The sequence below is a fragment of the Candidatus Pedobacter colombiensis genome, from assembly GCA_029202485.1.
GTDB classification, from domain to species: domain Bacteria; phylum Bacteroidota; class Bacteroidia; order Sphingobacteriales; family Sphingobacteriaceae; genus Pedobacter; species Pedobacter colombiensis.
This window is the reverse complement of record CP119313.1, coordinates 1454185-1466398: the sequence shown is the minus strand read 5'-3', so window position 1 is coordinate 1466398 and position 12214 is coordinate 1454185. Positions and strand designations below refer to the sequence as shown.

Genomic DNA, 12214 nt, shown 5'->3' with positions numbered 1-12214 from the left:
AAATACAAAAACAACAATTTAAACCCCAAAAAAATGAAACTACAATTGAACATCCAGCCATTAAATACCTGGCTTGACATTAAAAACGAACCGCTAATTATTTCCGGACCATGCAGTGCGGAAACTGAAGAGCAATTATTAACAACAGCTCATTTGTTAGCTGCAACAGGAAAAGTATCTGTTTTAAGAGCTGGCATATGGAAACCTCGTACCCGTCCGGGAGAATTTGAAGGAATTGGCAGCATAGGATTAGAGTGGTTAAAAAGAGCAAAGGCAGAAACCGGATTACCTACAGCAGTAGAGGTAGCAAATGCAAAACACGTTGAAGAAGCATTGGCTGCAGGTGTTGATATTCTATGGATTGGTGCACGTTCGACAGTTAACCCTTTTACTGTTCAGGAAATTGCTGATGCCTTACAAGGTGTAGATATTCCTGTATTGGTTAAAAACCCTGTAAACCCTGATTTACAACTATGGGCTGGCGCGTTAGAGCGTATCAACCGTGCAGGTATTACTAAACTAGGTGCTATTCATCGTGGTTTCTCTTCATTCGAGAAAAGCTCGTTCCGCAACGAACCAATGTGGGAACTGGCTATCCAACTAAAAACATTATTACCTGACCTACCAATCATCAATGATCCTAGTCATATTTGTGGTAACCGTGAGTTGATCCCTTACATTTCTCAAAAAGCGCTTGATTTAGATATGCAAGGCTTAATGATCGAATCGCACGTAGATCCTTCAGTAGCCTGGACAGATGCTAAACAACAGGTTACTCCTGCTGCGCTTGGAGAACTTGCTGAACGTTTAACCGTTCGCGAACCTGAGTCTAAAAACGAAGTTTTTATAGATCAATTGGCTGACTTGCGTAAGCAAATCGACAAAATAGATGACCTTTTATTGCAAAAATTAGGTGAACGTATGGCTATCGTGGGTAAAATCGGGGAATTTAAACGCGATAACCAGGTAACCATTTTACAGGTAAACCGCTGGGATGCCATCATTAAAAAAGGTGCTGCATTTGCAAAAGCTTTAAAACTGGATTTGAACTTTACTGAAAAATTCCTGGAATTGGTTCACGGCGAATCAATTCGTAAACAAACTGAGATCATGAATGCCGGCAAAGTAGAGAAAGGCATTGCCGCAGAAGCACATTCAGAAGTTAAATCTTAGCGATGAGTAAAAATGCAATTGTTTCTTTTAAAGGGATTAAAGATATAAATGCTGAAATTGCCTTAACCGGTTCTAAAAGCGAAAGCAACAGGGCGCTGATCATCAGCGGTCTGTCAAATGGAATTGTTGAAGTCAATAATTTATCTGATGCAGTGGATACGGTGACCTTGAATAATATTCTTAATCAGGTAAAAGCTCATCATGATGGAGATTCTTACATCACTGTAGATGTAGGACATGCAGGTACAGCGATGCGTTTTTTAACAGCATACCTCTCTATCACAAACGGCATGTTTCACCTGACAGGTTCTGGCAGGATGAAAGAACGACCAATAAAGCTATTGGTTGAAGCTTTGCAAAAACTAGGCGCCGGTATTAATTATGCCGGGCAAGATGGTTATCCTCCCCTCGATATCAGCCATAACTTTAAACAAGTTAGTAGGATTGTTAAAATTCAGGGTAGCATTAGCAGTCAATACTTATCTGCACTTTTAATGATTGCTCCCTCATTGCCTTTGGGCTTGTCTTTAGAAATTGAGGGGGAATTGACCTCGAGACCATATCTGGAAATGACCTTAAGTATGCTTGAAGAAGCGGGAATTAAGCACTCTTGGGATAACAACACTATACATATTGACAACCAACCTTTTAAAGCTTGCCAGTTAACTATAGAGCCTGATTGGAGTGCTGCTTCTTATTGGTATAGCATTGTGGCGCTGGCAGACCTGGGTAGCATAACTTTACCTCATTTAAAGGAGAAAAGTTTGCAAGGCGATAGCAAGATCAGAGATATTATGATCCCTTTTGGTGTGCGCACTTCGCAAACAGCCAATGGTATTGCACTAAAATCAGGTACCTCTGTAGCCATAAACGAAGTATTGAATTTAAAGGATTGTCCAGATCTGGCGCAGACTATTATTGTTTGTGCTGCTGCAAAGGGCTTAAATCTTTCCTTTACAGGATTAGAAACGTTAAAAATAAAGGAAACCAACCGTGTGCTTGCTTTGCAACAGGAGCTGGCTAAAATTGGCGTTTCCCTGATTGAGGATAATGAAATATATACTTTAAATTGCGACAACCTGAGTTTCCCCAAAAAGGTACAATTCCACACCTACGATGATCATCGGATGGCTATGGCATTTGCTCCATTAAGTCTATTTATCAATGAAGTGGAAATGGAAGATTATCAGGTAGTGGAGAAATCATACCCTGATTTTTGGAAAGACCTGGAGAAAGCAGGTTTTACGGTAAAAGAAGTTTAGTTTTAATAAAATATTAAATAATTCTAAAATGGCAGGCAATACATTCGGTCAATTATTTCGCATTACTACTTTTGGCGAATCTCATGGAATAGCCATAGGTGTTATCCTTGATGGTTGTCCGGCACAGCTACCTATAGATCTGGGATTTATCCAGTCGGAATTGGATAAACGTCGACCTGGACAATCGAAAATCACAACACAGCGTAAAGAAAGCGACACTGTTCAGATCTTATCAGGTACATTTGAAGGTAAAAGTACGGGAACGCCAATAGCCATGCTGATCCCTAATGAAGATCAGCGTAGTAAGGATTACAGCCACAATACTGATGTTTATCGTCCTTCACACGCAGATTATACTTATGATGCCAAATACGGAATCAGAGATCATCGTGGTGGTGGTCGTTCATCAGCCAGAGAAACCGCAGCCCGTGTAGCTGCTGGGGCAATTGCCAAGCTCCTGTTAAAGCATCATGGGATTGAGATTTTCGCACATGTATCTGCTGTCGGAAAAATTGAAGCACCTGATTTAGCAGGTGACAACATTGCTGAATTATTGGCTACCCGGGAAGATAACATTGTACGCTGTGCTGATCCGGCTACCGCAGATCAAATGATTGAGTTTATTGACAGCGTAAGAAAAGATGGGGATACAGTCGGCGGAAAAGTGAGCTGTATCGTAAAAAACTGTCCTGTTGGACTAGGAGATCCTGTTTTTGACAAACTACATGCTGATCTGGGTAAAGCAATGTTGAGCATTAATGCTGTGCATGGTTTTGAATATGGATCTGGCTTTGGTGGTAGTGAAATGAGAGGATCAGAGCACAATGATATTTTTCTTGCAAATGAAGATCAGCCAAAAACGCTGACTAATTTTTCTGGTGGCATACAAGGAGGCATTTCTAATGGAATGGAAATCAATTTCACAGTAGCATTTAAACCTGTTGCTACGATTATGCATAACCAGCAAACCATTAATGCTGCAGGTGAAGCCGCGGAAATTAAGGGGAAAGGCAGACATGACCCATGCGTAGTACCAAGAGCTGTAGTTATTGTGGAAGCAATGGCTGCATTGGTATTGGCTGATCACTTGTTGAGAAATAGAACAGTTAAACTGGATTAAACCATCCTAATCATTAAAAAGCCGTGTAGGTACAAAACTTACACGGCTTTGATATTTAAAACCTGATCAATAAAGGCTATTAATAAATAGCCGGGTACTTACCGGGATTACTTTCATTCATCATACTGTAAACAGCTTCAATTACATCATCAACAGATGGTTTACTAAAATAATCACCATCTGATCCATAAGGCGGACGATGTGCTTTTGCACTTAGCGTTTTAGGCTGGCCATCTAAGTGGTAATAACCTTTTTGCTCTTCCAGAATTTGTTGCAACAAGAAAGCTGTTCCACCACCCGGTACATCTTCATCAACTACCAGTAACTTGTTTGTTTTGGCTAATGACTTTGCACAAATCTGATCTGTATCGAATGGCAATAAAGTTTGAGGATCAACAATCTCAATAGATACTCCCAAATGTGCCAGCTCTTCAGCTGCTTCTTCTACTATTCTTAAAGTAGAACCGTAAGAAACCACAGTTATATCTGTTCCTTCCTTAACCACCTCGGCTTTTCCAAGAGGAACGGTATATTCACCTACGTTTTCAGGTAATTTCTCTTTTAAACGGTAGCCGTTCAGACATTCGATTACCAATGCAGGCTCATCTGATCTGAACAAAGTATTATACATACCTGCTGCTTGCGTCATGTTACGCGGCACGCAAATATGCAAGCCTCTAAGTGAGCCAAGAATCATTCCGATTGGTGAACCTGAATGCCATACACCTTCTAACCTGTGACCGCGTGTCCTGATAATAACAGGAGCTTTTTGTCCTGCTTTTGTACGATATGACAAACTTGCCAGGTCATCACTTAACACATTCAGTGCGAACAACAAATAATCAAGGTATTGAATTTCAGCAATCGGGCGTAAACCACGCATTGCCAAACCTATTCCCTGCCCTACTATGGTCATTTCTCTTATACCTGTATCGGTAATCCTCAAGTCGCCATACTTAGCCTGTAAACCGGCAAATCCCTGATTTACATCACCAATAGCCCCTAAATCTTCACCAAAGGCAACCAATCGCTGATCACGTGCAAAATTTGAGTCAAAGCAGGCATTCAACAATTCGCGCCCATCAACCATTTTACTTTCCTCGTTAAATACAGGTTTCAGTTCATTTACCAAAAACGGACTATCAATCCCATCGGTAAACAATTTAGAATTGTATCTATCCTCGTTCAATCCAATTTGAGCATTGTACCAGGTTAATAGATTCTGTCTAGCTGTTGAAGAATCCCTTACCGTTAAACGCAGAGCCTTTCTTGCCGAAGAAATTACTTCTCTTCTTTGAGCATCAGGGGTATTGGCAAGTTGACTAGAAATTTTTATGATGGCAGGATCGCCATTAGCCATCCCATTAATCAACTCAATCACCTGGTCTTTTTCGACCTTTATAGAACCTAAAAATTCATTCCATGCTTCTTTTTGTGTTTCACGAACAAGTTTCTTAGCAGTATTTTCTAGCTCTACTATTTCTTCTTCAGTAATGATTGCTGATTCCAGCATCCATTTACGCATCTGAACGATACAGTCATACTCTCTCTCCCACTCTAACCTTGCTTTATCTTTATAACGCTCGTGAGAACCGGAGGTAGAGTGGCCTTGTGGTTGCGTTACTTCTGTTACATGAATCAATACAGGAACATGTTCATCCCTGCAAACATCTATTGCGCGTTGATAAGTTTCACACAAAGCGGGATAATCCCAGCCTTTTACCTTAAATATTTCGTAACCATCGGCATTTTCGTCACGCTGAAAACCTTTCAATATTTCAGAAATATCTTCTTTTGTAGTTTGATATTTTGCCGGAACTGAAATTCCGTATCCATCATCCCAAACAGACATGGCCATTGGCACCTGTAAAACACCAGCAGCATTAATAGCTTCAAAAAATACACCTTCAGATGTAGATGCATTTCCTATCGTACCAAAGGCTACTTCATTTCCATTTACTGAGAAATTCTTTAAATATTCAAGTTCCGGATTTTGTCTGTATAATTTAGAAGCATAGGCTAGTCCAACTAACCTCGCCATTTGTCCACCTGTAGGTGCGATGTCTGAAGAACAATTCTTCATATCCGTTAAATCTTTCCAACTGCCGTCCTCATTAATAGAACGCGTCGCAAAGTGACAGTTCATTTGCCTTCCGGCCGATGCAGGATCTGCCTCAACACTTGGATTAGCATATAACTGTGCAAAAAATTCTTTTATTGTACAAATACCGGCAGCAAAGGCAAATGTCTGATCTCTGTAATAACCGGAGCGCCAATCGCCATTTTTAAAGGCTTTTGCCATAGCAATCTGAGGTAGCTCCTTCCCATCGCCAAAAATTCCAAACTTAGCCTTACCGGTCAACACTTCCTTTCGGCCCAATAAACTAGCTTGTCTACTTTCAAAAGCTATTTTATAGTCGTTCACAACAATGGTTTTGAAGTCATCAAAACTTAGCTCCGAAGCGTCTATTGGATTTGTGGTAAGTTTACTATTTGGCATCATAAGCAAATCAATTATGCGGCAAAGATACACAAAATCTAAAGTATGACTTAACAGTGTATCGTAATTTATATAGTGGAATACTTTTTGTTTTCTAAATGAAAACATTAAATTTGTTTTAAAACTACATTAAAATGAAAAAAATAATTCTGCTATTTACGTTAATCCTAGGTATAAGTGTTGCCACTCATGCTCAATCAAAACCTGCTGAATTCAAGTTTGACAAAGAGAGTCATGATTTCGGAAAAATCCCAGTGAACAAGCCTGCTACAGTTGAGTTTAAGTACACAAACATTGGAGATGAGCCTTTGATTATTACTAAAGTTGAAACTACATGTGGATGTACAGTTCCTGAGTATACACAAACACCAGTAAAAAAAGGTGAATCAGGTGTAATTAAAGTAACTTATAACCCAACAGGTGCTGCACTTCCATTTAGCAAAAGCATTACTATCACTTCTAATGCTAAAACTACCACCAAGGTACTATACATTAAAGGAGAGACGGTAGCAGCGGCCAGCAAATAAAATTCAAAAACATACTTTTGATTAAAACCTCGTTAATCAACGAGGTTTTTTTTATTTTTGTACCCTATAAAAAAACTAACTTATTATTACGGGACTTTATTTTCCATCATGCCAAATATTTCTGAAAAAGGGCTACAGATGCCTGCTTCGCCTATAAGAAAACTGACTCCATTTGCTGATCAGGCAAAAAAGGACGGTAAAAAAGTATACCATTTAAATATTGGTCAGCCAGACATTGCTACTCCTGAGGGAATGCTAAATGCCATTAAGAATATAGATTTTAATGTTTGGGCCTATACCCCATCAGAAGGAACATTAAGCTATAGAACAAAACTTACTGAATACTATAATAAATTAGGGTATAACATCACACCCGAAGATATACTGGTTACAGTTGGTGGTTCTGAGGCTATTACTATTGCCATGCAAACCTGCGTTAATGAGGGTGACGAGATTATCATTCCTGAACCTTTCTATGCAAACTATAACGGTTTTGCCTGCATGAGTAATGTGGTTGTAAAACCTATATTATCTCATATTGAAAATGGTTTTGCCCTACCGGCAATTGCAGAATTTGAGAAATTGATTACCGATCGTACTAAAGCAATTATCATTTGTAATCCGAATAACCCTACCGGTTATTTATATTCAAAAGAAGAAATGGAGGCTTTAAAAGCTTTATGTTTAAAATATGATCTGTTCTTATTATCCGATGAGGCTTACCGTGAGTTTTGTTATGATGGCAGGGAATTTATCTCGCCAATGCACATGGATGGTCTGGATGAAAATGTGATTGTGCTGGATACTGTATCTAAACGTTACAGTGCCTGCGGTGCAAGATTGGGTTGCTTAATTACCAAAAATAAAGAAGTAATCAAATCTGGGTTAAAATTTGCGCAGGCAAGGTTAAGTCCTGGGATGGTTGAACAAATAGCAGGAACAGCTGCTGTTGATACACCAGACAGCTATTTCGAAGCAGTAAACAAAGAATATACTTTACGCAGGGATACGCTTGTAAAAAGATTAAATGCTATGGAAGGTGTATTTTGTCCTAACCCAGGTGGTGCATTTTATGTAGTAGCAAAATTGCCTATTGATGATGCAGATCAGTTTTGTCAATGGATGCTGGAAAGTTTCAGCAACAATGGTGAAACTGTTATGATGGCTCCTGCCACCGGCTTTTATTCGACTGAAGGTTCCGGGAAAAATGAGGTAAGGATGGCTTATGTGCTAAATACTGATGATCTTAATAAAGCTATGGATTGCCTTGATATTGCTTTAAAACAGTACCCTGGTAGAACTATGGCATAATTTTCGTATATTTGTGTTCTGATGGTTGGAAAGGAGTAGTTAACCACACACCATCAGGGTATACTGGGCTCGTTTTGGATTTGACAGGGTGAAGCTAAGTATGTTAGCATGCAGTGCGTTGTACGGAGAGCACTTAAAAGAGAACGTTCACACTATAATTGGCGAAAATAACTACGCCTTAGCTGCTTAATTTAGAATTAAATAGCTTTTGTCCCTCTAACTGCTGCGATGTTAGGTTAGAATCTGGGGCATCGAAATAACAACGCTGGCAATTGTAAGGTACGGTACAATTGCGAGATAAAGTACCTAAGGTGAACGGTTAGGTCGGTTTCCAGCCCGCCAGATCCCTACAATTAATTGGAAAATAAGCATGTAGAAGGCATAATTTATCACACAACTGGACAAGGGTTCGAACCCCTTCGAGTCCACAAAAAGGGAAATCGTCACTGATTTCCCTTTTTTATTTTCCATTTTTTTAAGTCTGAAAACATATTGCTCAAACTTAACTGGCTTTATCATGTTATATCCTTCAAGAAGCGTTACGCTGTAAACTAACTGATTGATATAATGAAGCTTGATGTAACGAGTGAGAACAAAACAAAAAAGGTAGCTGTTATTGTAGCACATCCTGATGATGAAGTTTTATGGGCAGGGGGAACCCTACTAGCCCACCCCGATTGGCAGTGTTTTATCGCTTGTTTATCCAGAAAATCCGATCCAGACAGGGCACCAAAGTTCCAAAAATCATTGGCTGCTTTCCACTCAAAGGGGGCTATGGGTGATTTGGACGATGGCCCGGCACAAATTCCACAAGATAAACAGGAAATCACCAGAGTTCTATTGGAGCTACTCCCAAATATAAACTACGATCTGATCATAACTCATAATCCTTCTGGCGAATACACCAGACATTTGCGACATGAAGAAGTTGGAATAACTGTCTTAAAACTGTGGCACGAAGGCAAATTATCAAGCAAGGAAACCTGGACCTTTGCTTATGAAGATGGCAATAGAATGTATTTTCCACAGGCACTAAAAACAACAGGGCTTTATTTTGATCTGCCTGAGGATCTGTGGAACATTAAATATCAATTAATTACAGAGGTGTATGGTTTTGAGCAGGATAGTTGGGAAGCAAAAGCGACTCCAAAAGCAGAGGCATTCTGGAAGTTGACCAGTAAGAAAGAAGTTTTAAAATGGATTGAAAAGCACCAAATATCATGAAGGTACTTGTATTATATGATTATCCGCCTAGCCCTGGCGGACTGGCAACACAGGGTGACTTGCTTTACAAAGGTTTACTCGCGAATGGTGTAGATGCCTATGCTGCTCATGTTGAATCCATGTTAGAGAAGGAATGGTACTACAACTGGTTCAAACCTGATATAGTTGTAGGAACAGGTTATTGGGGGCATACCCCACAACTTGTTCTACATCCACATAAACATGGTGTTAAAGGCATCCCATGGCTCGTAGCTGATGGCTACATTGCCAATTATCAGGATGTTTTAAATGAACTACCACTGATTTTGGTTACCTCTAACTGGGTAAAAGAAATGTATGTGCGCGATGGTATCAAAGGAGACAATATTGAAGTGCTCCCTGTGGGTTGTGATACAGAAAACTTTAAGCCCTATCCTAAAAATCATCCCAAAATATTAGCCGTACGAGAAGCTTTAGGCATAAGTCCAGACCAACAAATGATCCTTACCATTGGTGGTGATGCAGCTTCTAAAGGTGGAAGGGAGGTCATGGAAGCTCTTGCTGCAACCGATATCCCATTAAAGGACTGGAAATATGTTTGTAAGGTATGGCCGCAACCGAGAACTATTTTGCAAAACCGCTTAGATTTAGAGCTTGCCGAACAACTTGGTATCAGCAACAATGTTTCTTTCCCTACCAGCATTATATCCAGAAATTTTGTGCCTTTTCTTTTAGGAGCTTGTGATATATACGCTGCTCCCTCCCGTCTCGAAGGCTTTGGAATGCTTCAGGTAGAAGCAGGTGCATGTGCTAAACCGGTAATTGGAATCAATGCAATGGGAATGTTGGATACTTTAGTCCATGGAGAAACAGCTTTTATGGCAGGCGTAAATCAAAAAATTGTTGTTAACGAAGTGACTCTAGGACCAGAATCAGGTTTTGAAGAAAATAGGCGAATAGTTTTTGATGTACCTAGAACAGTAGATTACCGTGCTGATGTCAATGACATTAAGGAAGGTCTGATAAAATTAATGGGTAATCCAGACTTGCGTAGGCAAATGGGTGAAGCAGGCCGGGAAAGGGCTTTGAATCATTTTGATTATCGATTAGTTGCTAAGCGGTTTATACAAATCATAAATAAAAGACTAGGCATATATTAACTCCATTTATCATGAGTACTAAAAACTGGCAGGAAGTAGAAAATGCGAGAAGTGCAGCTTTAGAAGTGCTTCTTCACAATTCAAAAGGACCATACCATGGTCTTCCGCGGACAGCAGGTTGGGGATACCCCGAGCCCTATACAAGAGATTTAATGCTCTCGATATTTGGAATAGCTGTTTCAGACAATGCTAAATTAACCGCTTCCATTAGAAAAACACTAGAAACGTTATCAAAAAATCAGTCTTTAAGAGGTCACATTCCTTCACTTGTACACGATCCGGAAAATCGTGGTGCAAGTGATACAACTCCATTATTTTTACTAGCGGTAGGTATTTTCAGAAAATTTACCGGAGAAAAAGATTTTCTAGAAATTGCTGTTCAGAAAGCATTAACCTGGATGGAATACCAGAGCCCGACTGATGATTATTTAATTGCACAACAGCCAACCAGCGACTGGCGCGATGAACAATGGGTTCTAGGCTTCGGCCTGTTTGTAAATGCAACAGCATTCAGTTACTTGAGTATGTTGGGCTATCATGAACGCGCACATAAACTAAAGATCGCTATGGAACACTTTACCATTACTGAAAGTTCAAACCCCCATCATCGCCACGAAGGAATGGTTGTAAAACGTAAACCCTACTACGCATTATGGTCGTACAAAGTATACAGCAGTGAAAGATTTGATCTTTTGGGAAATAGCATCGCGATGTTATCTGGTCTAACTTCACGCACCAGAGCTGAACACATGGCATCCTGGATAGAAGAACAGTGCAAACTAATGAGCGACATTGGCGATTTAGCAGTTCCCTTGTCCCCCAATTTCTTCCCTTTTATTTTGCCAGGAGATGCCGACTGGATTCCGCGTTATGAAATGTACAATAAGCCCGGTGACTATCATAATGGTGGTATATGGCCTTTCATTTCCGCTCTCCATATTGCTGCTTTGGTCGCGGCTGGCAAACACCATCTCGCAAAAGAGAAACTTTTTGCGCTTACCGATTTGATAAAAAAATCCAGCAACAAAGAGCTGGAATATGGTTTTAACGAATGGTATAAAGCACAAACCGGGGAGCCAATGGGGCAAGATTGGCAAACCTGGTCTGCATCACTTTACTTATACGCAGCTAAATGTGTAGAAGAAAATACTACTCCATTTTTTATCTACTGATCAATGCGCCCCGATCATACCTGCCAGTCCCTTTTTACTCAAATCAATCACCTTATATCCAGTGGTTGAAACAGCAAATGTCGTTTTATTGATGGCTTTTGTCTCCATACCCTTTGGACCACCAGGTGTAGACATTTCTGCCAGCAAATAATTTTTATTCAGCACCGGTATGCCCATTGGATTATTTTTAAGTTGTTGGATTTTTTTAGCATCCATTGTTGCCTGAGTTCCGCTGTCGCCAGCCCCCATCGTATAAATTTTTATAGGATTAAAATCCACTTTAGCATAATACCAATAAGCTTTGCCGCCTTCATTCTTGATCTCATACTCAACGGCAGGATAGCCACAAATTGTTTTTGTTTTCCCTGTAGCGGTTACCGTTAAATCATCCTGCTTATCCTTTGTCACTTTTTTATGAGTCATTTGCTCTGCCAGCTCCTTACTCATCTTAGCGCCATCACCAACTACCCTGGCCATTTTAATCACGGTTACTGTTTTTTGCTTATTGTTAAACATCATGGTTAAACCCTCATTGGTATAAACCATCAGGCTCATTTCCGAGTCGCTTTTCGGATCCGGTTTCACGGCCGCGTAGTCTCCGTTTAAACTAAAATAATAAGTCGTAGTTTGTGTACCATCCTCACCATGAACTTGCTGGATAACTTCTCTATCAAACTTGATGGAAGCAGGAATCGCTGCTGCAGGTTTAGTAATCACCGACGAACTCAACGGCTGTCCCAAACAAGCTCCAACTGCAACTAAGCATAATATAATTTTCATGATCTG

The 12214-nt window shown here is 40.0% G+C and carries 10 protein-coding genes and 1 other RNA gene; 9 read left to right on the top strand and 2 right to left on the bottom strand.

Annotated elements, in window-relative coordinates; translation table 11 throughout:
• Positions 1–33 precede the first annotated feature (33 nt).
• The 3 genes from P0Y49_06050 to aroC are packed head-to-tail and all read left to right on the top strand — an operon-like array spanning position 34 to position 3555.
• Positions 34–1173, top strand: coding sequence for a chorismate mutase (locus tag P0Y49_06050; protein ID WEK20699.1), 1140 nt, complete (start codon positions 34–36; stop codon positions 1171–1173).
• Between the two features lie 2 nt (positions 1174–1175).
• The gene (gene aroA, locus P0Y49_06045; protein WEK20698.1) at positions 1176–2435 is read left to right on the top strand and encodes a 3-phosphoshikimate 1-carboxyvinyltransferase; all 1260 of its coding nucleotides are present in this window, start codon (positions 1176–1178) and stop codon (positions 2433–2435) included.
• Between the two features lie 28 nt (positions 2436–2463).
• The gene (gene aroC / locus P0Y49_06040) at positions 2464–3555 is read left to right on the top strand and encodes a chorismate synthase (GenBank protein ID WEK20697.1); all 1092 of its coding nucleotides are present in this window, start codon (positions 2464–2466) and stop codon (positions 3553–3555) included.
• Positions 3556–3634: 79 nt separating this feature from the next.
• Here aroC and P0Y49_06035 read toward each other — a convergent pair whose 3' ends face one another.
• Entirely contained in the window at positions 3635–6058 is a 2424-nt protein-coding gene (locus P0Y49_06035; GenBank protein WEK20696.1) for a thiamine pyrophosphate-dependent enzyme, read from the bottom strand.
• Positions 6059–6189: 131 nt separating this feature from the next.
• Here P0Y49_06035 and P0Y49_06030 point away from each other — a divergent pair, with 131 nt between their 5' ends.
• The 6 genes from P0Y49_06030 (at position 6190) to P0Y49_06005 (ending at position 11428) form a co-directional block, all read left to right on the top strand.
• Positions 6190–6582, top strand: a complete 393-nt coding sequence (locus tag P0Y49_06030; protein ID WEK20695.1) for a DUF1573 domain-containing protein — start codon at positions 6190–6192, stop codon at positions 6580–6582.
• Positions 6583–6690: 108 nt separating this feature from the next.
• Complete coding sequence (locus P0Y49_06025) at positions 6691–7893, top strand: pyridoxal phosphate-dependent aminotransferase (GenBank protein ID WEK20694.1); 1203 nt, start codon at positions 6691–6693, stop codon at positions 7891–7893.
• Between the two features lie 65 nt (positions 7894–7958).
• Positions 7959–8324: a transfer-messenger RNA gene (gene ssrA / locus P0Y49_06020) on the top strand.
• A 136-nt stretch (positions 8325–8460) separates the two neighbouring features.
• Positions 8461–9117 carry a PIG-L family deacetylase gene (locus P0Y49_06015; GenBank protein WEK20693.1) on the top strand — a complete coding sequence of 219 codons (657 nt, stop codon included), beginning with the start codon at positions 8461–8463 and terminating at the stop codon, positions 9115–9117.
• Positions 9114–10256, top strand: a complete 1143-nt coding sequence (locus tag P0Y49_06010; protein ID WEK20692.1) for a glycosyltransferase family 4 protein — start codon at positions 9114–9116, stop codon at positions 10254–10256. Before P0Y49_06015 ends, P0Y49_06010 begins: the two co-directional genes overlap by 4 nt.
• Positions 10257–10267: 11 nt before the next feature.
• Complete coding sequence (locus P0Y49_06005) at positions 10268–11428, top strand: glycoside hydrolase 100 family protein (GenBank protein ID WEK20691.1); 1161 nt, start codon at positions 10268–10270, stop codon at positions 11426–11428.
• On the opposite strand, the gene P0Y49_06000 is transcribed toward P0Y49_06005, so the two are convergent.
• Positions 11429–12208, bottom strand: a complete 780-nt coding sequence (locus tag P0Y49_06000; GenBank protein ID WEK20690.1) for a hypothetical protein — start codon at positions 12206–12208, stop codon at positions 11429–11431.
• Positions 12209–12214 lie beyond the last annotated feature (6 nt).

Coding starts and splice junctions, on each gene's coding strand:
- P0Y49_06025 (WEK20694.1), top strand. CDS start 6,691: ATGCCAAATATTTCTGAAAAAGGGCTACAGATGCCTGCTTCGCCTATA.
- P0Y49_06035 (WEK20696.1), bottom strand. CDS start 6,058: ATGATGCCAAATAGTAAACTTACCACAAATCCAATAGACGCTTCGGAG.
- P0Y49_06015 (WEK20693.1), top strand. CDS start 8,461: ATGAAGCTTGATGTAACGAGTGAGAACAAAACAAAAAAGGTAGCTGTT.
- P0Y49_06000 (WEK20690.1), bottom strand. CDS start 12,208: ATGAAAATTATATTATGCTTAGTTGCAGTTGGAGCTTGTTTGGGACAG.
- P0Y49_06050 (WEK20699.1), top strand. CDS start 34: ATGAAACTACAATTGAACATCCAGCCATTAAATACCTGGCTTGACATT.
- P0Y49_06030 (WEK20695.1), top strand. CDS start 6,190: ATGAAAAAAATAATTCTGCTATTTACGTTAATCCTAGGTATAAGTGTT.
- P0Y49_06005 (WEK20691.1), top strand. CDS start 10,268: ATGAGTACTAAAAACTGGCAGGAAGTAGAAAATGCGAGAAGTGCAGCT.
- aroC (WEK20697.1), top strand. CDS start 2,464: ATGGCAGGCAATACATTCGGTCAATTATTTCGCATTACTACTTTTGGC.
- aroA (WEK20698.1), top strand. CDS start 1,176: ATGAGTAAAAATGCAATTGTTTCTTTTAAAGGGATTAAAGATATAAAT.
- P0Y49_06010 (WEK20692.1), top strand. CDS start 9,114: ATGAAGGTACTTGTATTATATGATTATCCGCCTAGCCCTGGCGGACTG.